We start from the raw sequence: 24401 nt of genomic DNA on the forward strand, positions 1-24401 counted from the left end.
TTCAGGCGTTGGCCATGTCGACGTGGATGACGGCCGGCCGGGTGCCGTAGCCGCTAGTTCTGCAACATGTAACCCTTTTTTCTCAGCAGTCCAAAAACCGACCGCGCCCCCTCCCCACCCTGCTTGGCAGAGCCTTGCAGAATCCTTCCGCAAGCTGCTCTCCAACTCTTAGGGAGGCGCACGTCCCCTGACGCAAAAGGGGAAGTCCCAAGAAATGAACGTCAAAAACATTGCGTGTTGTTCGCAAAGGAACTAAATTGCTTTCTAAGCAACGATGTGAGCTACGGCACATCGGATTGCGGGACCGGACCCCCGGCCCAGCGGACTAGCTCCAATCCCGGGTGAATTCGGGCCCGGCCGAGAGGCCCCCGTCTTTCCCCCTCAACCCAGTCCTGAACCAAACTTTCGAAAGGACCCCCTTATGAAGCGCATCGGAGTAGACGTCGGCGGTACATTCACCGACTTGTATTTCTCGGACGACGACCAGCGCATCGCCGTTGTGGAAAAGGTTCCCTCCACCCCGCACGACCCGTCTGAGGCCGTGATCAACGGCATCATAAAGCTCTGCGAAAAGGCCGGGGTCTCGCTTTCGGAGATCGACCAGCTGGTGCACGGCACCACGGTGGCTACGAATACCGCGCTGACGCACACCGGTGCGGAGGTCGGGATGATCACCACCGAGGGTTTCCGGGACATCCTGCACATCGCCCGGCACAAGAAGCCGCATAACTTCTCCCTTCAGCAGGATCTGCCCTGGCAGACAAAGCCTCTGATCAAGCGCCGTCACCGGCTCACCGTCAAGGAGCGCATCACCGCACCGAACGGCGACGTTTTGGTTCCCCTGGACGAGGACGAGGTCCGTGAGCGCGTACGCGAGCTGAAGGCGGCCGGCGTCGAGGCCATCGCCGTCTGCCTGCTGCACTCCTATCTGAATCCCGCCCATGAGCAGCGGATCGGGGAGATTGTCGCGGAGGAGTTCCCTGAGGCTTACCTGTCCCTTTCCAGCGAGATCGTGCCCCTGTACCGGGAGTATGAGCGGTTTTCCACCACGGCGCTGAATGCCTATGTCGGGCCCCGGGTCTCCCGTTACCTCTACCGCCTGCAGGAGCAGGCAGAAGGATTGGGTTACAAGCGGGAGATCCTGCTGATGCAGTCCTCCGGCGGTATGGTCCCGATCAAGGAGGCCGCGAAGCGGCCCGTCACACTGATGATGTCCGGACCGGTCGGCGGCCTGATCGGCGGCATGTGGGCCGGTCGTCAGTCCGGCTTCGAGAACGTGGTCACCCTGGACATTGGGGGGACCTCAGCGGACATCGGTGTGGCCTACCAGGGTGAACTGCGCATGCGCCACCTGCTGGACACCAAGATCGGCGACCACCAGGCCATGGTCCCGATGGTGGACATCGACACCATCGGCGCAGGCGGCGGCTCCATCGCCTACGTCGACGCCGGCGGGGTCTTCCGCGTCGGTCCGCAGTCTGCCGGCGCCGTCCCGGGCCCGGTTTGCTACGGCCGCGGCGGGACGGAGCCGACATCAACTGACGCCCAGATGCTGCTGGGACGCATGCGCCCTGACCGCGTCCTGGCAGGCTCAGGCATGGATCTGGATCTCGATGGCGCCCGAAAGGCCATGGAAGGTCTGGCGGAAAAACTCAACATGTCCGTGGACCAGGCCGCCCTCGGCGCGCTGCAGATCCAGAAGTTCGGCATGACCCAGGCGATCGAGCAGAACTCCGTCCGCCGCGGCTACGATCCACGTGACTTCACCCTCGTCGCGGCAGGCGGCGCCGGCGCACTGTTCGCCTGCGAGATCGCCGCGGAGCTGGAAGTCCCGAAGGTGCTGATCCCGGCCCACCCGGGCATCATGGCCGCGACCGGCCTGCTGGCTACCGACGAGAAGTATGAGTTCGTCGCGACCAGGCGGTTCACGTTCGCCAGCGCAGACCCCGCCGCCATCCAGGGCTCCTATGAGCAACTGGAGCGCGACGCCAACGCCCAACTCGATGCCGAGGACATACCGGCCGGACGGCGCAAGCTCGAATGGCTCGCCGACGCGCGCTACGAGGGCCAGGGGTACGAGATCCGCTTCACTGCGCCCGCCGGACCGGTTAACCAGGTCTGGCTGGAAAAGGCCGAGGCAGCCTTCCACGACGCCCACTTCGAGGAGTACGGGCACCGCTTCAAGAACGGCACCGTGGAAGTCATCAACATCCGCGTGGAGGCCAGCGCCCTGATGGATGACCTGCCCACGCCGGAAGCGATCAAGTCCGGTTCCCTCGAGGACGCCCTGGTCGAAACCCGCCCGGTGACCTTCGAACAGGATGGCAAGCCGGTCACCCTGGACACCGGCTTCTACGACCGCGACAGGATGGGCGTGGGAATCACCTTCACCGGCCCCGCCATCATCGAGCAGTACGACTCCACCACAGTTATTCCTCCGGGATTCTCCGGAGCGGTGGATGCAGCCGGCAACCTCGTCATCGACTGCCCGGCCGCCACCCAGAGCGCCGAGAAACTGGCCACCCCGATCCTGATGCGCGTGATCGGCGGCGCCCTGAACTCCGCAGCCAAGGAAATGGCATCGGTGCTCTTCCGCATGGCCTACTCCTCGATCATCCGTGAGTCCGAGGACCTCGGTGCAGGGCTCTTCGACAAGGACGGCAACGTGCTGGCCGAGTCCGACTCCACGCCAATGTTCATGGGCTCGATGCCCAAGATCGTCAAGGGTGTGATCTCGGTCCTCGGCGACGACATCCACGACGGTGACATCATCCTGCACAACGATCCGTACCTCGGCGCCACGCACTCCCCCGACGTCGCGATCATCGAACCGATCTTCCACGACGGGGAACTCGTCGGCTTCGCCGGCGCCTCGGGCCAGCTGATCGACAACGGCGGTGCGTACTCCGGACTGATGGTGGATATCCAGGACATCCAGTCCGAAGGCACCATCTTCCGGGCAGTGAAGATTTCCGAGAAGGGCGTCCGCCAGGAATCGCTGATCCGGCACATCCTCAACAACACCCGGACACCCACCTCCAACGAGGGCGACTTCCAGGCGATGATCGCCGCCTGCGAGCTGGCCAAGTCCCGCTACATCGCCCTCATCGAGCGGTACGGCTTCGGCGCGGTCCGCGAAGCCGGCCAGAGCTGGATCGACTACTCGGAGCGGATGCTGCGCCAGGAGATCGCCAAGATCCCCGACGGCGTCTACGAGACCGAGGTCGGCTACCTGGACGACGACGGCCGCAACTACGGCAAGAAGCTACCGATCGTCGTGAAGGTGATCATCGAGGGTGACGAGATTACCTACGACCTCACCGGATCCTCCGAACAGGTGCCGACTGCCTACAACTGCGCTTTCGAGGGCACGACGGTCTCGGCATTCACGTTCATCACCCGGATGATATTCCTGGACGAGGTCGCCTTCCCGGTGTTCGTGCCCCAGAACGAGGGCATGCTCAAGCCGCTGAAGGTGATCGCCCCGGAGGGCACCATCTTCAACCCCACGTACCCGGCCGCAACCTTCTCGCGGTTCTCCCAGGTACAGCGGGCCGTCGACCTGGCCCTGCGGGCCCTCGCCCCCGTCATCCCCGAGCGCGTCACCGCCGGCAACTCCGCCCACATCCACTTCATCTCGTACTCAGGATGGGACGAGAAACAGGGCGAGTACTGGGTCTACCTCGAGGTCAACGAAGGCTCCTACGGCGCCCGCGCAACCAGCGACGGGCCGGACTCCGTAGACAACCTCATCGCCAACACCCGCAACAACCCCATCGAGGAGCTCGAGTGGCGGTTCCCGATGCGCACCGACCGCTACGAACTGCGCTCCGAGCCGGCGGCCGCCGGTGAATTCCGCGGCGGCATCGGCATCGTCCGGGAGAACACCTTCCTGACCGACACCGCGATCACCTGCGAGGGTGAACGCCACGAGTCGGACGTTCCATGGGGAGCCTTCGGCGGCCATGACGGCCTCAACGGCTCGCTCGTGAAGAACGTCGGCCGGGCGGGCGAGGAGTCCTGGCCGTCCAAGGTCACCGGACGTCAACTGCTGGCCGGTGACTCCCTGCAGATCACCGTGCCCAGCGGTGGTGGCTTCGGCGACCCGCACAAGCGGGACCCGCTGAAGGTCCTCGAGGACGTGCTGGACGGCTTCACGACCGCCGAGGCGGCCGCCCGTGACTACGGTGTGGTCATCAAGGAGGTCAACGGCCAACTCACGGTCGATCTGAGGTCAACCGCCGAACGCCGCGAGGTTTTGGTCGCCGAGCTCAGTTCCGCAACCTAAGCCAGTAAACGCAGTAAAAGGGGCGGCCTGGAGCCAGTTATTGACGCTGGTCTCCAGGCCGCCCCCTTCGTTCCCTACTGATCACATCCCCACCATCCCCGTGAATTAGGAACCGTAATGACCACTGCCCCAACCTTTCAATTTGTCGAGTCTGATGTCACGCCCAAGGACGTCCGGCTGGCCACCTGGATTTGCTTCTTCGCCTGGACCTTCGCCGTCTATGACTTCGTCCTGTTCGGCAACCTCCTGCCGGTGCTGGCCGCAGACCTCGGCTTGAGCGCGGCACAGTCTACGGGGATCAATACCTGGGTGACCGCCGGCACTGCACTCGTGGCCTTCGGGATCGGCCCCATCGTCGACCGGATCGGCCGCCGCAAGGGCATCCTGATCGCCGTCGTCGGTGCCGCCGTCGCCTCACTGCTGACCGCCACTGTCGGCTGGGTTGTGGGCATCGCTGCCGGCCTGGGACTCGTCTTCTTGGTCCTCGTGCGTTCACTGGCCGGCCTCGGCTACGCCGAACAGGCCATCAACGCGGCCTACCTCAACGAGATGTTTGCCCACAACAGCGATCCCGCCAAGGCCCGCCGCCGCGGTCTCATCTACTCACTCGTCCAATCCGGCTGGCCGGTCGGCTCCGTCCTGGCTGCCGGGTCCGTCTACCTGCTGTTCCCCATCGGCGGGTGGGCGCTCTGCTTCGCCGTGGCCGCCATCCCCGCCGTCTTCATCGTCATCGCCGGACGCTGGCTCAAGGAGAGCCCCCAATTCGCCCACCGTCACCAGATCGACAAGATGATCAAGGACGGCAGGGTGGAAGAGGCGCAGCAGCTCGGGGAGAAATACGGAATCGACGTCTCGGAGAAGGCCAGTCCGCTCGTCTCGGTCTTCCGTGGGGAGTCGCTGCGGTCCACCCTGACGATCGGCGGAGCCTTCCTCCTGAACTGGCTCGGCGTCCTTGCCTTCGCGATCCTCGGCACGTCGCTGCTTACCGCACCGGACGGCAAGAACATCGAGTTCGACAACGCGCTGCTGGTACTCATCATCTCCAATGCCACGGCCTTCGCCGGCTACCTGTTCCACGGCTGGCTCGGCGACCGGATCGGGCGCCGCAACGCGATCGGAATCGGCTGGATCCTGTGTGCCGCCTCCTTCTTCACCATGCTCCAGGCACCGAACGGGAACTTCCCGCTCATCATCGGGCTGTACAGCGCCGGGCTGTTCTTCCTCATCGGCCCCTTCTCCGCCCTGCTGTTCTTCACCGGCGAAAGTTTCCCCGTCCACACCCGGGCAACCGGAAGCTCCATCATCAACGCCTCCGGCCAAGTCGGAGCGATCATCGGTGGCCTGCTGATTACCGCCACCCTCGCCGCCGGCGCCGGCTGGATCAACGCCACCCTATGGTGGGGCGTCCTCCCCGTCCTGGCCTCCGGCCTGCTCATCTTCGCCGCCCGGAACGTCGACCCCAGCAAGGTCCGCCAGGACTGACAGGGACGAACCCGCACCACAAACACCATCCGCACGGCGGGAACTCCCTGAACACCAGAGAGCTCCCGCCGTGCAGATGACATTAATCCGTAGCCCTTATCGAGTGGACCGCGACGGCAAGGCCCGGTTGCGGCTGCCCACCTTCCCGCCTGAGGTGAGCAGGAGGTGACATGCCGAGTTGCCCAGGAGGCTGTCGGGCCTGCTCGTCCCGCTAAGGTTCTTTGCGCAGCCTGGCCTGTTCCACCAGTTCGGTTATCCAGGGCCGGTGCCCGCGGTGCAGCGCCATGCTCTTGGGCAGCACTTGGACGGAGGTGGTGGAACCGGAAATGTCGATGGTAATCCGGCCGCCGGCCGTGGGGCATTGAGAGGCCGTCCTGTATACCTCCCCGCGGACCAGGGCCTCCAGATAGTGGGTGACGGCGCACGAGTGGCAGCACTCCGGTTCCTCGGAGCGTGCCCAGCGACGGTAATCCGACCTGCCCGATCGGTGTGACGGGTCTTCCCCCGGTGCGAGAATGTCTGCATGCTCACCTTCCTGGAGACTGAACGACTTCTGCTCCGGCAGTTCACCCCCGACGATGCGGAGCTACTCGTGGAACTGGACAGCGATCCGCGGGTGATGCGGTACATCACCGGCGGTATCCCCACCCCCCGGGGCGAGATAGAAGGCGACTTCCTACCGGCATTCCTCGACTACTACCAGCGCTTTCCCGGCTACGGGTTCTGGGCCGCGATCGAGAAGACGACCGGGGAATTCCTCGGCTGGTTCCACTTCCGGCCCGGCCCCGACGATCCACAAGATCAGCCGGAACTGGGCTACCGGTTGCGCCACGCGGCTTGGGGAAGGGGGCACGCGACGGAGGGATCGCGGGCGCTGATCGCCAAGGGGTTCACCGAGTTCGGGGTGCAACGGGTTGTAGCCTCGACCATGGCAGTCAACACGGCCTCCCGAAGGGTGATGGAGAAATCCGGGATGCGCCTTGTGCGGGCCTTCGTCGCCGACTGGCCGGTGTCCGTTCCGGGCGAGGAGCACGGCGACGTCGAGTACGCGATCACCCGAGATGAATGGGAGGCTGACGATTCCCGCCTTCGTCCCCAGTGACCCGCCCATATCAGCCGGCCGGACATAAGACACCGCAGCGAGGTCCGCGATCGACTCTGAGGCGATTCAACCAGGCCCGACCAGCGCGACCATCACAGCGGAGAGGGCCGGACTGAGACCGAAAGCACCCCCCTGCCCATCGCCCAGGTTGAATCGACTGTCTTTTGGGGCCGGCCAGCTCTTTTCGCCGCATGGAACCGAAGGGACGGCGCTGCGGAAGAGGATGGGGACTCCTGAACCTCGAGAGTTTGCCCGACCCGGATCTCAGCCTTGCGCGACTCCGGGGAACTCGGGCCGTCTCGAGCGTTCATGGGGGTCATGGCCGGCGGGCGGCCGCCGAGTCTGCCTTGGCTTTCGCGGTCGCTTGGCCGGCCTTCGTGCCTTCGTGCAACCGCGGTCGTTCGTACGCTGCACGAGACGCGAACATGTCGAAATTTAGCTTCCGGTGCGATCTTGTTGTGTCCGGCCAGGGTTCGGTAGGTGACCGGAAACCTATCTCTCGACGTCCAAGAACCCAGACCCTTCGACTCCGGACCAAGTGGCCGCCCGCTAGCCGCCGGCGCTGCACGGGGCAATGGATCGAGGCGCAGGTTCGGCCGCGGCCAGATCCTTTATCTTGGCTATGCGGGCTTTGGTATCCGGGTCCGCCTCGAGTTTCGTGTAGACAGGGGCACCGGCAGCTTTGAAGGCGGCAACCTCGGCCACCGTCGCTACGACCACAGTTCCTCCGTCTTTGCAGAATTTCGCCGCATCGTCCGCCGTGTCGGTCATTGTTTCCACGGCCCACGTGCGGGTGGCTGCCGCCGCGTCTTTCAGGGCCTGCCGCTGATCCTCGCTCAAGGCTTGAAAAGACATCGTGTTGATGACAAGGGAGTTTAACTTGGAGTAGAGGATCATGTTGCCGGTCGCGGTCGTGGCCTTCGGGAGCGACCCGGCCAACGCGAACGACGATTCCGCCGCCACCACCGTTCCCGCGGCCATACCGTCATAGAACTGTTCGCCCACAAGATCGTCCGGAGTGGCACCCATCGACTTCAGCAGATCGTAAGTCGTGTCGGACCGGGGAGCCCGTACGGTTTTCCCGGCAAGATCAGCCGGCGTCAGTATCGGTTCGAAGAAGGAGAAGAGCATTCGCGTGCCTTCTGGGAACAGGGCAAGACCGGACACACCGACCTTGTCCAGCCCTGCAAGCATTTCGTCCGCGACTGCCGGGGCGGAGACCTTCGCCATCAGGGCATTGGATGTCACGAGGAATGGCGCGTGAAGTGCCGAAAAGGAACTCACCCCTTCGGTGTCCCAGGCCCGGGCAGGGACGAGTCCCATATCGAAATCACCGGTAACCACTGCGCGTGCCACTGCTTGATCCGGGTCGTCCTTGTCCTCACCCACGGCTTTCCACACCGGTTCGATCAGGACCTTGCCCCCGGAGTGTTCCTTCACGTTGCGGGCGAATTCCTCAATTTGGGCGGCGGCCGGGCGGCCGGGCTCATCATCGGTGGCTATCCGCAGGGTCTTGCTCTGTTCTGCCGCCAGCGGCGGGCTGGCCGTCGTCGAGCTGCATCCCGCGGTGGTCAGAAGTGCTGCTAATCCGAACCCTACAGAAGTCATGAAGTTGAACGGATTTTTCATAACCACCCGCCTTCCGGACGATGAACCAGCGATGCAGACTTTGGGACGGGAGACTGGTGACGCAGCACAGCAGGAAACGTGCGTGTCCGCAAGCTACGCCCAACGCCGCAGCGAAGCAATAGGGGACGGCAACGCCGGACCGCCGTCCTGTTGCGCAGCGAATCTTCCGCTGTGCTGGCCCAACCGAGGACAGTTCGGGGCCCGTTTAACGGTGTGGACTATCTACACATCACGTACGGCCCCACATCCCAGCATGCTGAGGACCTACAGCCGAGGCGCCTGACCCCGCCACCCACAGTGGCTGGCGGAGACGGCAAATCCGTGGGTTAGGTGATCTCCTCGCATGGTGGTGCCGGCTGAGCGGTTACTACTTGGGTATTCGGATCGTACTCTAGGGCCGGCCTTCCGGCCACGATCACTGTAGCGCGCTCCCACGGCCGGTCTTCAAGTAGGAAGGGAATTTCTTGTTCTTCCCACTCCCTGTGCAGGTCTTCTTCTTCGTGGCCATCTCGTTCCAGGAGGCGACGGCGGGCTTCAAAGTTGTCGCACTGCACCCAGATTGAAGCGTCGACTATGTCGGAGAGAGCATGGCGTGATGATCCGCTCCCTTCCACCCACACCACAGAACGCCCGGCGGGTAGAGCTATGGCACCTGGACGTTCTCGGGCCACCCACCCCGGCGGACGGTAATGGACTGCCTCGCCTTGGAGCAGGGGTTCGAGGACACCGTCACGGAGTTCATCGGCCCAGTCAAAAAACGAGAGATGCCACGCTACATCGTCCGTGTGAACGACATCTGAGTCCGGCACCCAAGCTAACAGTCGATCGACCAGGGTGGTCTTGCCTGCCCCGCTCCTTCCATCTACCGCTACAATCCAGGGGCGGTTCAGACGTTGTCCTGCCGCGGGCAGTAACCGCCGCACGAAGCCTTCCAGTGACTCGGCTTGCCAGGGTCCCCCATCGGGTTCGCCGACTTCCGGTTTCATATCCATGGTTACCTCGACTTCGAATATCGGTCCCGCCCAAAACTGCCTTGTATGGAGTCTCGAGAGTTGCTCTGTTTAGCGCAAGCTCTTTTCGTGGCCGAGGATGGCTGGTGTACTAATCTACGCGGGGCTGCCGTGTTGCGCAGTTCCGGCCGGTGTGGCAATGGACGAGGCGGATGCTGCCAGCGGTGCTGCCATCAACAGTACGGAGGCGCTGATGAATGCGAAGATTGCCTTTTTCATGTTTGATCCTTCGTTCAACCGGCGGTAGGAGATACCGCTGAAGGATGCGTTTCCGGCGCCCTCGCCCTCACCCAGAAAGAGCAGGGTCGGGCTTCCGCAGCATCCGGACCGGGTTCCGCGATTGTGGAACGTGACTTTCATTGGCGGCACGTCATCCGGATCTGATGGACGTGGCCGGTTGCCGTGAACTTTCGGGGCAATGCCCTGACTGCGGCGTGGCGATATGCCGCCAACTGACCGGGTCTGCCGGCACAGCGGTCTGAGCCCAACCGAGCGAACCTGCCAGCCCCAGAGTGGGGACTACCTGTCTTAAGAGTGCTGGCTACCTGCTCGGGCGTATCCCCATTGTCCCGTCGCAGAGGTGGCGTCCAGACTTACGGAATTGGTTAAAGAAGTTTCGTCCAGAGAACGAGTCCGAGGAGCCTGAGGCGGATTGACGCTCGGCGAAAGTGCGATTGACCCCGTGTCCCCCAAGATCGCCGAGATCCGCATCGAATCCCACCGGCGGGCAATCCGCCGGCACAAAGCCAGTATGGACGACATCCCAGCAGTCAGTGTGGTCGCACCAGTGGCCCGTCGGGTCGTCCCGGGAAGACCGCCGAAGGACCAAAAGGCAGCAGGCTGAGGCATGGATCGGCCGACATGACGACACGCGCGGCGCAAGTTCCTCTCATTGTCGATAGCCGGTGCCACCATCGAGATATGAGCACTCCAACAGTGGAAGCAGCGATCAATGAGCTCATGGATTGGGAGTGGCACGCAGTCGAGGAGTTACTCGCGAAGCGCGGCCTCCTGGGCGACGGACTCCTAGTTGAGGACTACACCGGACTGATGTCATGGCTCGAATCAGTAACCCGGTACACCGTCGTGCATTCCGCGTCAGTGGCCGTCCTATTCGTGAACTCCTTCCCGGTCGATGCCATCTCCTTCCACCGCGACCTTCTTGGCTCCGACGATCCGAAGTCGTTCTTCACCCTCATGCCGCGGACGTAGAGGCTCAGCGGCACGCGGACAGGCGCGTCGACTGGCACCTTCGGCCGGTCATGCCTTACAAATGATGGCTATGACGACCACGACCGAAGCGCCGGCCTTTCACGGCTCTTCAAGGTTCATGGGGAAATTGATTCCCGGATGAGTGTCATGCCGCCGTCCGGACGGCACTTCTCATGAGAATAATCGATTTGTAGTTCCCTGCGTTGCGGTAGCCGCGAGCAGTGCGTTTGATGTGCTTGATTCCGGTGTTGTTAGATTCGACCTTGCCGGTGGTGGCGCCGGTGACGATGAGGACTTCGATCTCCTTCCACCACCGGCAGACCGTGCGATAGAGCTTGTTCGTCTCCGGCCGCCCCGCGGCCTCAACGAGGGCCTTGAGTTCCTCTTTCGCCGAGGCGGCGTCGGCCAGGGAGTTGGTGCGCAGCAGGGCCCGCAGCTGTTCCTTGCTGGTCAGATTCGAGCTTCTGCCGGGCGGGATCTCAATCACATGCGCCAGTAGCCAGCCCGCGTATGGCAACGGCGTTATGAAGCTTTGATAATGACATCGTCGACATAGCTGTCGCCCACCTGCCGGGGGTGCTCCGCCCCCAGCTGCACCCGGGTCAGCGTCGTGAAGCCTGTGCCCACCTGGTGGCTGGAGTAGAGGAGGCTGGCGTCGAACCAGACCTGAACGGTGGAGGCGGCACCGTTGGCCACCACGCGCATCACCACCTTGTGCCAGGAGCCGAGCTGTACCGCCAGTCCAAGGTTGGTGTATCCGTAAATGCCCGAAGGGGACGCTACTCGCAGCCACAGCTGGCCGTTGCCGTTGTCGCGGAAAACATCGGCCACACGGGTGCCACCATTGAAGAACCGGAAATACGGGACGTTGTTTCCTACGTTGCCCGCCGTCGTGATATTGAACCAGCCGTCGGCGTAGGCGCCCGAGGAGCCCGCCGGCAGGGTTGCTGACATCTTGGCCACCGAGCCTGAGTCATCCGTGACGTGCAGGAAGGCCGCGCAGCCCCCTGAATGGTGCTGGTCGGAGGTGACAGAGGCCGTCCCGGTCCCCGACGTGCTGGCAATAAACCCCTCCAGTGTTCGGGATTCGAAACTGGTTGCCACCACGGGTACGCCCGGGTACTGGCTGGAAGGTGACGGCGTGCCGGGCTGGCAGACCGGGGCCGGGGCCTTCTTGTTGTTCTTGTTTTTGTTCTTGTTGTTCTTGTTTTTGTTCTTGTTGTCGTTGTTGTTGTTTTTGTTCTTGTTGCTGTTATTGCTGTTGTTGCTGTTGTTGCTGTTATTGCTGTTATTGCTGTTATTGCTCACTGTGGTGGCTGTTGCGGCCATCGGGGCGGCGAACATCAGTGCGATTGCTGTGGCGAACGCGAGCAGGGTTTTTTTCATGGTCTCTCCCCGGAAAATGTGTCACCGGTGTTTATTGGGGCTGTGAAGCCAGGCGCGGTGAGACCGGATCCTTCAGGCGCCGGATCTTTCCGGCGCCTGCATCATAGAACACGGTTGCTCTCTCTGTCACGAGTAGCGGGTACTCGCTCTAGAAAACCCATCGATGCTCACATTGGCCCCGGCAGTGAAACCGGAAAACTTGGAAGTCTCCAGGGTCTATGCCCGGCTGGCCCTTTTCCGGAACCTGGGAGCTATCGCCGATCCGGTTGCCGCGGGTGTATTCATCGCGGCCGGTTCGGTCCAGCGGGCTCTTGTCGCGGACGCCGTTTCCTCTGTCGCTTTGGCGGCGGTAATCCACCTGGCCCGGTTGCGTGCCATCCCGGAAGAGCTAGCTGCCCAGGGGCCGGTGACGGCTTCCCGCGGCGGCCGGTCAGGGGTGCGCAGGCTTCTGCAGTCTGGGGGTGGAGTCGGAGCCTCTGTGTGGATGCTTGCGATGGCCATCTTGTTCACCGCGGCGTTGCTCAGTTCTTACTCAAGGACCTCTCCATGAGCCCGGCCCTCTAGGGTGCGGTCCTGGCAACCTATGCCGCCGGGCGGCTGGCCGCATCGATTCTTTCGTCCTTGGCTGCGCTCCCCGGACTAGCTGATACTCAGCTCGCGGGCGCGTGCCTTCTTTATGGGAGCAGCTCTCGCGTCGGCGGCTCTTATCCCCGTAGTTCCAGTCGTCTTCGGCCTGTTCTTCCTCGCCGGCGCGGCCAATACACTGCAAGTACTCTCGATCAGGACCATCGTCCACGACCCACAGGCCAGCCTTGCAGCGGACGACGACACTCTGACGTCGGGCGATCATAGATGTTCCTTGAATCTCTCCCAGGCCGACTGACGAGTGATATCCAGGGCCGCTCCAATTTGGGACCAAGTGATCTTTCGTTCTCGGGCAGCGCGGACCCAGATGCGAAGCTGCTCTTCGACCTTGAGGCTTACCCGGGAAATTTCGGGCAGATGCTGCAGTATTTCCGCGTCTGACATTTGGTCCCAGACCGGCCCCATCGACTTGGACGGCCCCTCGGCGCTGGTGTCGTGCAGGATCTTCCCTGCCTCGGCAACGCACAGTTCGCAAATGGTGACTCCAGGCCCGGCTATGAGCCGGGTTCCGGAAGGCGGCGTCAACCCGCAGAAGGTGCAGAAATCGCGAGGGCAGATATTAGGCATAGATACGTTCTCCAGACAGGCGAGTTCCTACCATGAATGTCAGGTTAAGCCTGACTATAGTCAGGTATGACCTTACGACTCATGGCTTTCATCAAGAATACGGGCACCCGAAGAGGCGTCGGACGAGCGGGTTGGATTCGTCATGCCTGAGGCTTTCCGAAAGCTGTTCACAGCAAGCATTGGGGACGGAATCGGCGACGATGTGCTCCGGTCGATGTTGCCGGTTATCGCTGTTGCCGTCCTTGGCGCAGGGGCGTTCCAGACGAGTGTTCTGAACGCGCTGGGCATGGCGGCATTCTTGCTGCTCGGAGTGCCGGCCGGTGTTCTCGTGGACAGGTGGTCCAAGAAATCCACGTTGGTTCTGGCCAACGTTGTCCGTGCCGCCGCAGTTGCCTCGGTGCCGATTGCTTATGTCCTTGGAGCGCTCAGCATCTGGCACCTCTTTGCAGTCGCTGCCGTCGTCAGCGTGGCTGACGTCGTTTTCACGACGGCACAGTCCGCCATGATGCCGCTGCTGCTGAGGGGAAGCGAGCTGGGTGACGGCTACGCAAAAATGCAGTCCGTGCAGAGCGGCCTGGCCATAGCCACACCGGGGATTGTGGGTCCGATTGTCAAAGTAGTGTCCGCTCCGGCCATGCTCCTCATTGCCGGCGCAGCCTACTTGTTCTCAGCGGTCATGACCGGCAGACTCCCACAAGATCGCCCCTCCCGAGCAAAGACCCCGGACAAGTTCTGGTCCGAAGCACGCGATGGCCTCGGCTACACCTTGAGCCATCCCTTGATTCGCTCCTTGATGATCTCCGTTGCCCTGGTCAATGCCGCAAGCATGTTCGGCGCCGCCGCCAAAGTCATTTTCGCCCTGCAAATCCTGAACATCCCCATGGATCAATTCGTAATCCTGGGCGCACTGTCAGCAGCAGGGGGGCTGCTCGCTTCCATGACAGCCACTCCCATCACACGACGTCTCGGCGTCGGGAAAACCAAGATCGCCGCGAGCCTGGCCAGCGCCGGATTCGTCATCATCGTCCCTGTCGCACCTTTTCTGGGACTGGCTCCGGTCGTGTGGGTTGGTATCTCGGGATTTGGCTGGTCCTTCTTCGTCATTCTGTCCGGCCTGGCGGGGGCCGGCATCATTCCCCGGCTCGTTCCGCACCATCTCATGGGGCGAGTCATGTCCACCTACCGGCTCTTCACCCTTGGGATCATGCCCGTGGCCAGTATCGGCGGCGGAGTCCTGGCACTGGCAACCGGCGTCATTCCCATGCTCTGGCTCTGGGCGCTGGTTGCCGCCGCATCCGCCATCCCCATCCTTCTCTCACCAATTCGGTCCTGGACGGAATTTCCCGAGGCACTCGACGTCCACTCACAAGACAATCCGGAAGTGGTACCGGCTGCGGCACCGTAGTCCCACACCCGAACAAAACCCAAGGGCGCGCACGGTCAGCGCTGCTCGTTTTCGACGGTCATCATCTTCGTAAGGTGGGGCCAGCTTCAACCGTCCTTACGGGGCCAGAAATACTTGACACGATCACCGATCCGCTTGGCTGCGTCCGTCGGCCATAAAGCGCTGCGGAAACCACGCCTTTTACCGCTGCGATCCACATGGTCTTTTTCCGGCTTCCGCAACACGATTGGGCGAGGGTCTAAACACGATGCAACGTCGAGCTGCCGCACCGTCCCGTTAGTGGGATCGCCTGAGTGTCCGGAGGGTTAGGCGCCTTTTCCTCACAAGTCGTCAGGGGCTGGTGTAAACGTTGTTCATTGCCGGACGACCTTGATGTCGGGGTGGTTCTTCTCGACCCAGTCGGCCATCCGGTTGCCCCGCAGCGTTATGAACTTCAGCGAGGCCTCCCGAACCTTGACGTATTCGTCCTTCGTGGTCGGGACGCCGGGGCGCTTGAAGTTCTCGTCCTCCTCTAGGAAGAAGTCGATCTTTCCCTCCGGCGTCACGAGGTCCTGGAGGTGGAAGAACTCCACGAACTGCGTGAATGTGCAGAAGACTTTGAAGAAGTCCGCGTAGTTAGTGGTGACATCGGCGAGGGGACTGCCTGGCTCCTCGGCGTAGTGGCGCCGGATGCATTCCAGGGTCAGGTCCATCCGGTCCGCGATCCGTAGTCGCATTCCTCTGGCGGTGTTTAGGGTGGGCTGGTGTATTTTCCTGACGGGCCAGATCATGGCACTGCCGATCGTGTACGGCGGGTTGAAATAGCGGCGCTTCTGCTCCTCGCTCAACTCGGCCTTAGCCTCGACCAAGTTCCTCGGCTTCCCCCACTTGGTGTAGGAGTTCGTGATGGCGTCACTGCCGAACGTGAACCTTTTGTACGGGGTCTGCTCGAACATTAGGTAGTTTTTACGACGCTCCTTTGGCTCTGCCGGGACCTGCACTTTGAACAGTTCCCCGTCGCATAGCTCCTTGGTCCAGAGCAGCTGATGGTCAGCCTTGAGCACCGGACTATGGGAGTCCGGGTCCTTTCCTGGAGGGGTGTCGACCTTGTAGTTGAAGTTGATGTCGAAGACGCGCATGGAAGGGAGTATATGTGCGAGCCTATTGCGAACCGCGGAACCTACAGCTGAAACAACCGCAGTCGTCGCAGGCACTTGCTACTTCAGCACACGTCGCTGGCCGAACCGGACCGCCAGGCTCCGGACAACATCCACGCCTACGCCATTGATGGCGGTGCATGAACCTGTGTCGGTAGAAATAGGCAACGAGAGGGGTCGCCGATGAGCCATCGGCATCACACGTACACGGGTGTGTACAGTGTGCACGCCACCTTTGGCCGGACAAAGAGGCATCACCCGGTCCCCGCGCCGGCCGGGAGCGGGGCGATCCCCCCGGAAACATCCGCAATCCAACAGATACCATTTGGCAGCACCGAGAGCGCTTCGATCGTCCGTTCCAACATTTCCCCCGGAGCCAGAGGTCGGTTCACGCCCTTCTACGGTCTCGCCCCTGGAAAAACGGGTGCGGAGTCCTAACCGGACGGCGCTGACTGCCACATTTTGCGGAGGACGGCGGGACCTCCCGCCGTCCTCCGTTGTGCTCTTGCGGCCGGAATCTCACACCTTCCACTCCTCGTCGACAGCAGCAAATCACGAAAAGGCTCGGCGTCACCGCCACTCCCCTGGATCAGGCGCTCAGCGAAACACTTCTCATCTATAGCAACCCGCAAGGCGCCCCAGCATTGTTATGACCATGAACCAGCCGATGCCTCGCCAGCCGTCAAAGCACAGCAGTTCCGCGACCCTCTCGCATCACCAGTCGAACCTCAGATGTTGACGGCAGCAGTTGCAGCGGCGCTCGGCAATCTTTCGGTAGCCGTGCTACCAGAAACCACGCGTAGATTCTTCGGGGATTGGTCTCCTACGGGGAGGACTGGCGCCCCCCAGCCTTCTGTTGTGTCAGCTGACCTGCTGGAGCCAGGTCAGCACTGAGATGTTTCGGCCGCCGGGGTATGGACGAACTGAAGGGATTGAGCCCGGTGCAATACGGGGCGCAATCCCTTCAGTTCCGGCTCCTTGGGGAGCCCGTCAGGCGGCGGGTTGGGTCACTTCTTTTCAGCCAGGAACATTGCCTTTTCAAGCGGTGTCACGGTGAGTGATTTGAGCTGGGCGGTACCGCCTTCTGCGAAGAGGGCCATCTTGTCGGCTCCGGCGTTGGGGAATACCTGGTCGGTGATGGTCCGCAGACCATCCTGGGCGAACACTTCAACTGAGGAGCGGTCGAGGAAGACCCGAAGGGTGACGTAGCCCTTCTTGTCCAGGGTGACGGGGGCGTCCTCGATGGAAGCGAAGGCCGGGTGGAACGCGGTGTTGCCGGAGTTAGTGCGGTCAACGAAGAGCTTCCCGGTCGTGGCGTCGTAGCCGATGACGGTGGACGCGGCTCCATCGCCCAGCACGGTGATGCCGGATTTCTTGGCCGTGCCCGGCGCGAAGGTGATGTCGACTCGTTGGACCTGACCGGAGGCGGCCGCGGGCAGCGGGGTTGTTCCCTCCTCGATCGGGATGCCCTTCGTCGTTGAGTAGCTTGGCTCTTGGGCCAGCTTGTCGACCTGCTTGACGGCGCTTTGGGTGAGCCGGGGCCCTTCCGGGGTCTGGGTCAATTTCACTTCGCGGGGCAGGGCCATGGCGCTGCGCCACGGGTTGGTGGGGATGTTGTTGGCGTAGTCCCAGTTGTTCATCCAGCCCAGCATGACCCGTTTGTTTTCGGGCATGTTGGCGAAGGACACGGAGGCGTAGTAGTCGCGTCCGTAGTCCAGCCAGTCATAGGTCTCCAGGGCCGACTGTGCCGGTTTCGAGGAGAGCATGAAGTCGTCCGCGAGAATGTGGCCCCAACCGAATCGGTTATTGTCGACCACTTTGATATGTGCTTGTTGGCCAACGAATTCTTTGACATTCCATGATGCCCAGTCGAGCTTTTCACTGTCGTTTCCGGTGGCCGTGCGGACCACTTGTCCGTTGACCACGAGGTTTACCGATTCCTCGTCAGACCGGGGAACGGCCGGGCCGTCAGTCAGCATGACGTGGTCAAGGGTCAGGTGTCCCCACCCGCTGGTGGCCTGGTCAACTACACGCAACTGTGCATTCTGTCCCGCGAACTCGGCGACATCCCAGCCTTTCCAGTTCAGGATTCCGGAATTGTCTCCTGCGAGGGAGCGGACCACCTTGCCGTTGACGAGCAACTGGGCGGCCAGGATCTGTCCGGAGTCCGCGGAGCGGTTGCCGCCGCCGACCAGCATGCTCATGAAATTCTTGGTGATGGGGAATTCCGGTGATGTCAGGGTGCCCTGCCGGTCATCGCCCGGTGCGGTGCCGGTCTCGAAGGTGTTGATCCGTTTGGCCCCGAGGTAGAAGTCCCCGCCGCTGGTGGAGGGCTGGAAGTTGGGGGTGAGGTCGCCGGTCCCAGTCCAGCCGGTGTCGGCCAGCGATGTCCCGGCGGGAACCTCGAAGCCGTCAAACTTGAGCTCCCCTTCGGGCGGGGTGTTGTCCAGCTTGTCGGAGACGCGGGGGTGCTTGCCACCGCCCACGAGGAAGTTCAGGTAGTCGTCGGTCACGGTGAAGTTAGGTGACTGCATGGACCCGAGCGGCCAGTCGCCGTCGTTGAAGGAGTTGATCAGGCCACTGCCGTCAAAGCCGGTCACGGGGCTCTGGCCGGGAAGGACTCCGTTTGCCGGAGTGCTGCCGAATGGGCCGTTCTTCCAGTTTCCTGGCTCGTTGTTGACGGTCCAGCCGTTGTAAGTTCCGTCGTTGAATCCGGCCAGGACCGTCCCGGGAGGGGGCGTGGCCACGGGTTTGGTGGTTTCGGAGGTGAAGGTGGTGCCGTCGAAGTTGCCCACGAAGTACTGGCCAGCGGAGCCGCCGGCCACGCCTCCGGGGTTGATGTTGACGACCATGACCCATTTAACGTTCTTCGGGTCGCCGTCCACGGCGAGGGGAAACAGGTCGGGGCATTCCCACTGCCCGCCGGTGGCATTGGCTGGTCCGAATTCACTCAGTGGGGTCCAGTCCTTGAGGTTGGCGGACTTGTACAGGACGACCTTGTGATCCGTGGCTTCGACGGCGGTCATGAGCCAGTAGCCTCCGCCGCCGGGTTTGTTGTACCAGGAGACCTTCGGGTCACGGAAGTTGGCGGAGTTTCGGTTCAGTACAGGATTGCCGGAGTACTTGGTCCAGGTCTGGCCGTCATCGAGGCTGTAGGCCAGGGACTGCGCCTGCAGGCCGCGGTGGGGCGAGGCGTCCTTGTAGGCGCTGGTGAAGATCGCGATCAGCGGTGGGTTCTCTTTCGTACCGAAACCGGTCGTGTTGTCCTTGTCCACGACGACGCTGCCGGAAAAGATGTCCTGCTCTGCATCGGTGGAGATCGCCAGCGGCTGCTCCTGCCAGTGAACAAGGTCCTTCGACGCGGCGTGGCCCCAGGACATGTTCCCCCAGGTGTTACCGGAGGGGTTGTGCTGGTAGTACATGTGGTAGACGCCCTTGTAGAAGACGAGCCCGTTGGGGTCGTTCATCCAGTTCTTTGCCGGCGTGTAGTGAATGGCCGGCCGGTAGGGTTCGTCCCCGGGGCCCGTCGCGGCCGACGCCGGCAGGGAACCTGCCAGTGCCGCGGCCAGCGTCAGTCCCGCGAGCGTCAGTGCAGAAACGGCATGCGTCCTGCGGGTGGTCGTGTTCTTCATTCGTTTGATTCGCCCTTCGTTGCGCGCGTCGTCGGTAGACAACGTTGTCAGTGCGAAGGACACTAAGTGATGTCCGTCAGACAAGTCAACGGTTTTGGCGGCGCGGGAATGAGGCCGCCCGCCGCGCGGCTGAGCCGGGCGAGGCGATGGGCGGGCAGCAGAAAATTCCCTCCCAGCGGTAGGGCTGGAAGGGTTATTTCCGGCAGGCGGCTCCGTTCAGCCGTCTCCGTGGGTCCTGGACGCAGCAGCTCCCGCCGACCGTGGATCGGCTGGGATTGGCTGAGGGCTATTCCAGCGGCAGAAGCCAGGTCAGTTCCGAGGCGTCGCCTTCGATATGGCGGGCCAGTTCCTCGTTGAATCTGGCGCCGTAATCGGCGCCGATGTGTTCCTGGAACGCGGCTTCATCGCGGTAGACCTCGAAGACAAAGTACTCCCGGGGGTTCTCTTCCCGGGTGCAGGGAAGGAACAGCTCGTTGCCCGGTTCACGGCGCACATGCCGGGTCAGTTCGAGCATCATTTCAGCAACGCGGGCTTCGCTGCCGGGCTTGACGGTGAACTCGGCATACAGGGTCTTGGTCATCATGATCCCTTTCAGGTCGATGGGTTCGAAATATAGTTCAGGAGGCCACCCCTGTCAGGCCGGAGGGCGGAGTTCCCCGGAGCCTCGTTGTATGAGCTCAGACGGGACAACATAGGTATGCGGGGGCTGCTGGTCGCCATCGATCCTGGCCAGGAGCCGCTCTGCTGCCAGCTTCCCGATTCGCTCGGGGTGCTGGGCGATGACTGTCACGCCGGGATCCATCATGTCGGCAAGCGTGAAGTCATCGAATCCGATTAAGGCCACGCGTTTGCTCAGCCCGAGCTCTCTCAGAGCGCGCATGGCGCCGAAAGTGATGAGGTTCTGGCTGGAGAAAATCGCCGTCGGTGGTTCGGCAGCGGTGAGAAGTTCCAACACGGCCAATCTGGCCGATTCCTCATCGTGCAGGTTTTCACGAACGGGAATCGTGGAAGTGGGAATTCCCTGCCGGCCGATCTCCTCAATGAACCCCCGCCGGCGTTCCCGGGCGGTCTGGATGTCGGTGCGGTCCCCCAGATAGGCGAGCCTGGCGTGGCCGCGGCTGATCAGGTGAGCAGCTGCCCTCGCGGAGCCTGCGGCGTTGTCGGTCACGACGGCATCTGCTTCCACTCCTACCGGTTCACGGTCAATGAAGATCAAAGGCAGGTCACGGGAATGCTCCGGGATCACATACGCCTGGCTCCTGGCGATGGGCGTGAGGATGAGCCCGTCGACACGCCGCCCAAGAAATGCCGCCACGATGTCCTGCTCCCGCTGGGGGTCATCATCCAGGCTCGCCGCAAAGACCGCGATTCCCCTGGCCCCAAGAGCATCTTCTATGGCCCGGTTGATCTCGCCGCTGAACGGGTTGGAAACACTCGGCAGCAACAGCCCGACCGAGAGCGTCCTTCTGCCCGCGCGGCGCAGGCTGCCGGCGGCCATGTCCAGCTGGTAGTTGAGTTGCCGTGAAGCGCTGAGCACCTTTTCCCGGGTGGCGTCCGACACGCCAGGTTCGTCGTTGATCACGCGGGAGACGGTCTTTATTCCGACGCCGGCAAGGGCAGCCACGTGGCGCATTGTCGGACGACTGGCGGAAAGGGTCGGCTGGCTACGATCGGACATCGTTGTCAAATATATCGCTCCTTCTAAGTTGCATCTATTGACTCTCTAGTGTGATGCTGATTACATCGTACATGACATCGTTGTCGAGGCCAGTGAGGGCCTCAAACATCAGGAGATTCAATGTTGAGTTCCAAAGCACCCCGTTCAACGGCCACCCGCCTCTTCGCTGCAGGAGCAGTCCTGACTCTGGGAGCGCTCAGTCTTTCAGCATGTGGTGGAAGTTCCCCGTCCGCCTCATCAACGGGAGCCGCGTCCGGTGAAAAGGTCGGCGTCTCGCTGATCGTTAAGACCACGACCAACCCGTTCTTCGTCGCCATGGAAGACGGGGCGAAGAAGGCCGCCGCGGCCGAGGGCGTGGACCTGAAGCTGGCTGCCGGCAAGGCTGACGGCGACGAGGACACCCAGATCCAGGCCATCGAGAACGCGATCTCCAAGGGCGACAAGGGCATCCTGATCACCCCCAACGGCCCGTCTGTAGTGGATGCCCTGAAGAAGGCCAAGGATGCCGGCCTGTTCGTCATCGCCCTGGACACACCTCCGGACCCGGCCGACGCCGCCGACATCACGTTCGCGACCGACAACTTCGCCGCGGGTGAGCTGATCGGCAAGTGGACCGCAGCCCAGCTGGAGGGGAAGAAAGCGACCATTGCCCTCGTCGATCTTTTTGACGACAAGGTTGTCTCCGTGGACTACAACCGGGACCAGGGCTTCCTCACGGGACTCGGCATCGACACCGCGGACAAGAAGAAGAACGGTGACGAGGCCAAGACCGGAAAGTACACCGGCGGCAAGGGCGGCGAATACGAGATCGTCGGCAGCCAGGCCTCGCAGGGCGCCGAAGACGGCGGCCGCACCGCCATGGAAACCCTCCTGTCCAAGAACCCGAACATCAACGTCGTCTACACGATCAACGAACCCGCCGCGGCCGGCGCTTTCGAGGCCCTGAAGTCTGCCGGCAAGGAAAAGGACGTCCTGGTCGTTTCGGTGGACGGTGGATGCCCCGGCGTCAACAACGTCAAGTCCGGAGTCATCGGTGCCACGGCCCAGCAATACCCGGTCAAGATGGCCGAACTGGGAGTGAAGGCCATCGCTGACCTCGCCAAGACCGGCCAGAAGCCGGCCAACTCACCGGGGCTTGACTTCTACAACACCGGCGTCGAGCTTGTCACGGACAAGCCGGTCGACGGCGTCAAGAGCATCACCACCACCGAGGCCTCCGACATCTGCTGGGGAAAGTAACCCACCCAGCTTCACTAAGGGGACGGGGAGGCCGGAGTCCGCTATCGGCCTCCCCGCACTTCATCTACCGAGCTAGCTCCGCCCTAGCAACCATCACCGAAGATCAGGACCAATCGTGACCCAGCAACAGACCGCCGGACCGCCCAGCGCCGGGCAGGCCGACCTGGCCGAGGAATTCCTCGACCGCCAGACACCGCTTAGCCGGATACGCAATATCCTCCACCGTTACCCCGCCGTCAGCCCCGCCCTCGTGCTTCTCATCGCGGTGGTGGTGTTCAGCCTCCTCAATGAGAGGTTCCTGCGGGTTGAAAACCTCTCCCTGATAACCCAGCAGGTCTCCGTCGTCGGCACCCTGGCCATCGCCCAGACCCTCATCATCCTTACGGCAGGCATCGACCTTTCCGTCGGGGCCGTGATGATCCTGTCGTCCATGGTCATGGCCCAGCTCGCCGTCAACAACGGAATACCCGCGCCTCTCGCCCTGCTCGCAGGCCTGGTGGTCGGACTCGCCGCCGGAGCCCTGAACGGATTCCTGGTCACCAGGTTCCGGCTCCCGCCGTTCATCGTCACCCTGGGCACGCTCAACATCTTCATCGCCCTGACACTGCTCTACTCCAACGGAGCGACAGTGCGCGGCTCGGCCATGCCGCCCCTGCTGACCTGGACAGGAACCACCTTCCCGGTGGGCCCGGTCAGGATCTCCACGGGCGTCGTCATGATGCTCCTGCTCTACATCGCGGTCGCCTTCATCCTGGGCAAGACGGCCTGGGGCCGGCACGTCTACGCCGTCGGAGATGACAAGGAAGCCGCCCGCCTGGCCGGCATCCCGGTAAACCGTGTCCTCATGAGCGTCTACCTCGCAGCCGGCGCCGTCCTGGCCGTCGGCGCCTGGATCCAGATCGGACGCACCAACGCAGCCAGCCCCAACGGCGGCGTGGACCTGAACCTGGACTCCATCACAGCCGTCGTCATCGGCGGAACCAGCCTCTTCGGCGGCCGCGGCTCCGTCTGGGGAACCCTCCTCGGCGCCCTGATCGTCGGGGTCTTCCGCAACGGCCTCTCGCTCGCCGGGCTGGACGTGCTCTACCAGACGCTCGCCGTGGGCGTCCTCATCATTGTTGCTGTGTCCGTCGATCAGTGGATCCGAAAGGTCAAGTCATGACCATGACTGAATTTGAAGCCTCCCACGTCGCCACGCGCGAGCCCATCCTGCAGGCCCGGAACCTCGTCAAGACTTTCGGCCGTGTCGTGGGACTGGACGGCGTCAGCCTGGACCTGTACCCGGGCGAAGTCCTGGCGATCATTGGCGACAACGGTGCAGGCAAATCAACCCTGATCAAGTGCCTCACCGGCGCCGAAGTTCCCGACACAGGAGAACTCTTTGTATCGGGACAGCAGGTGCACTTCAAGCGGCCGCAGGACGCCAGGGTCCACGGCATCGAAACCGTGTACCAGAACCTGGCGGTCTCACCGGCGCTGGACGTCGCCTCCAACCTGTTCCTGGGCCGTGAGGAAAGGCGCGCGGGGCTCCTCGGAAGCGTGTTCCGGATGCTCGACACCAAAGGCATGCGCACCAAGGCCAAGGATGAGCTGACCCGGCTGGGCATCTCCACCCTGCAGGACGTGACGGTGCCGGTGGAGAACCTCTCCGGCGGCCAGCGCCAGGCTGTCGCCGTGGCCCGCGCCGCAGCGTTCGGTTCAAAGGTCGTTGTGCTGGATGAACCGACGGCGGCACTTGGCGTCCGGGAATCGAACCAGGTGCTCCAGCTGGTCCGGGACCTTCGCGACCGCGGCCTGCCGGTCATCTTGATCAGCCACAACATGCCCCACGTCTTTGACGTAGCGGATAGGATCCACATCCAGCGCCTGGGCAAGTGCGCTGCCACCATCACTCCGCAATCACACACCATGACCGACGCAGTGGCGATCATGACCGGCGCAGCCACCGCCTGAGGTCCGGCTAGTACCCGCCCGCTCTACCGGAGCCCCT

Annotated in this window: 16 protein-coding genes and 1 pseudogene; 8 read left to right on the forward strand and 9 right to left on the reverse strand. The window is 62.7% G+C overall.

The genetic code is table 11. The features are described 5' to 3' along the window. Positions 1 to 421: 421 nt before the first annotated feature. From AC1DRO_RS13900 to AC1DRO_RS13910, 3 genes are all read left to right on the forward strand, one after another. Entirely contained in the window at positions 422 to 4288 is a 3867-nt protein-coding gene (locus AC1DRO_RS13900; protein ID WP_476951244.1) for a hydantoinase B/oxoprolinase family protein, read from the forward strand. A gap of 117 nt (positions 4289 to 4405) precedes the next feature. Then, positions 4406 to 5770, forward strand: a complete 1365-nt coding sequence (locus AC1DRO_RS13905) for an MFS transporter (protein WP_476951245.1) — start codon at positions 4406 to 4408, stop codon at positions 5768 to 5770. Between the two features lie 523 nt (positions 5771 to 6293). Further along, positions 6294 to 6872, forward strand: coding sequence for a GNAT family N-acetyltransferase (locus AC1DRO_RS13910; protein ID WP_476951246.1), 579 nt, complete (start codon positions 6294 to 6296; stop codon positions 6870 to 6872). A gap of 549 nt (positions 6873 to 7421) precedes the next feature. Here the strand turns inward: AC1DRO_RS13910 and AC1DRO_RS13915 are convergent. Together AC1DRO_RS13915 and AC1DRO_RS13920 are read right to left on the reverse strand one after the other, a co-directional pair. Next, positions 7422 to 8501 carry a TRAP transporter substrate-binding protein gene (locus tag AC1DRO_RS13915; RefSeq protein ID WP_476951247.1) on the reverse strand — a complete coding sequence of 360 codons (1080 nt, stop codon included), beginning with the start codon at positions 8499 to 8501 and terminating at the stop codon, positions 7422 to 7424. A gap of 1106 nt (positions 8502 to 9607) precedes the next feature. Next, positions 9608 to 9730, reverse strand: coding sequence for a hypothetical protein (locus AC1DRO_RS13920; RefSeq protein ID WP_476951248.1), 123 nt, complete (start codon positions 9728 to 9730; stop codon positions 9608 to 9610). 702 nt (positions 9731 to 10432) lie between these two features. Between AC1DRO_RS13920 and AC1DRO_RS13925 the strand changes: the two genes are divergently transcribed. After that, positions 10433 to 10723, forward strand: coding sequence for a hypothetical protein (locus AC1DRO_RS13925; protein ID WP_243178729.1), 291 nt, complete (start codon positions 10433 to 10435; stop codon positions 10721 to 10723). Between the two features lie 145 nt (positions 10724 to 10868). Here the strand turns inward: AC1DRO_RS13925 and AC1DRO_RS13930 are convergent. The 3 genes and pseudogenes from AC1DRO_RS13930 to AC1DRO_RS13940 form a co-directional block, all read right to left on the reverse strand. Next, positions 10869 to 11168 (reverse strand): annotated as a pseudogene (locus tag AC1DRO_RS13930) (transposase); the annotation flags it as partial. A gap of 77 nt (positions 11169 to 11245) precedes the next feature. Next, positions 11246 to 12109, reverse strand: coding sequence for a hypothetical protein (locus tag AC1DRO_RS13935; RefSeq protein WP_476951249.1), 864 nt, complete (start codon positions 12107 to 12109; stop codon positions 11246 to 11248). A gap of 846 nt (positions 12110 to 12955) precedes the next feature. Next, complete coding sequence (locus AC1DRO_RS13940; RefSeq protein WP_476951250.1) at positions 12956 to 13321, reverse strand: ClpX C4-type zinc finger protein; 366 nt, start codon at positions 13319 to 13321, stop codon at positions 12956 to 12958. A 142-nt stretch (positions 13322 to 13463) separates the two neighbouring features. Between AC1DRO_RS13940 and AC1DRO_RS13945 the strand changes: the two genes are divergently transcribed. Further along, positions 13464 to 14726, forward strand: a complete 1263-nt coding sequence (locus AC1DRO_RS13945) for an MFS transporter (protein WP_476951251.1) — start codon at positions 13464 to 13466, stop codon at positions 14724 to 14726. Positions 14727 to 15079: 353 nt separating this feature from the next. Here the strand turns inward: AC1DRO_RS13945 and AC1DRO_RS13950 are convergent, their stop codons facing one another. The 4 genes from AC1DRO_RS13950 to AC1DRO_RS13965 all read right to left on the reverse strand — a co-directional run bounded on the left by AC1DRO_RS13950 (position 15080) and on the right by AC1DRO_RS13965 (position 21127). Beyond that, a complete protein-coding gene (locus AC1DRO_RS13950; protein ID WP_476951252.1) occupies positions 15080 to 15844 on the reverse strand; it encodes a DUF6994 family protein in 765 nt (254 codons plus the stop codon). Positions 15845 to 16869: 1025 nt separating this feature from the next. Next, positions 16870 to 19494 carry a GH32 C-terminal domain-containing protein gene (locus AC1DRO_RS13955; RefSeq protein ID WP_476951253.1) on the reverse strand — a complete coding sequence of 875 codons (2625 nt, stop codon included), beginning with the start codon at positions 19492 to 19494 and terminating at the stop codon, positions 16870 to 16872. A 286-nt stretch (positions 19495 to 19780) separates the two neighbouring features. Then, on the reverse strand, positions 19781 to 20074 hold the full coding sequence (locus AC1DRO_RS13960) for a putative quinol monooxygenase (protein WP_028275207.1): 294 nt from the start codon (positions 20072 to 20074) through the stop codon (positions 19781 to 19783). 54 nt (positions 20075 to 20128) lie between these two features. Continuing rightward, positions 20129 to 21127 (reverse strand): LacI family DNA-binding transcriptional regulator, encoded by a 999-nt coding sequence (locus tag AC1DRO_RS13965; RefSeq protein WP_476951254.1) that lies wholly within the window; start codon positions 21125 to 21127, stop codon positions 20129 to 20131. Between the two features lie 165 nt (positions 21128 to 21292). Here AC1DRO_RS13965 and AC1DRO_RS13970 point away from each other — a divergent pair, with 165 nt between their 5' ends. The 3 genes from AC1DRO_RS13970 to AC1DRO_RS13980 all read left to right on the forward strand — a co-directional run bounded on the left by AC1DRO_RS13970 (position 21293) and on the right by AC1DRO_RS13980 (position 24364). Then, positions 21293 to 22411, forward strand: a complete 1119-nt coding sequence (locus AC1DRO_RS13970; protein ID WP_476951255.1) for a substrate-binding domain-containing protein — start codon at positions 21293 to 21295, stop codon at positions 22409 to 22411. A gap of 115 nt (positions 22412 to 22526) precedes the next feature. Continuing rightward, on the forward strand, positions 22527 to 23573 hold the full coding sequence (locus AC1DRO_RS13975; protein ID WP_028275204.1) for an ABC transporter permease: 1047 nt from the start codon (positions 22527 to 22529) through the stop codon (positions 23571 to 23573). Next, entirely contained in the window at positions 23570 to 24364 is a 795-nt protein-coding gene (locus AC1DRO_RS13980; protein WP_476951256.1) for an ATP-binding cassette domain-containing protein, read from the forward strand. Before AC1DRO_RS13975 ends, AC1DRO_RS13980 begins: the two co-directional genes overlap by 4 nt. Positions 24365 to 24401 lie beyond the last annotated feature (37 nt).

The organism is Arthrobacter sp. P4_F11 (assembly GCF_056401395.1).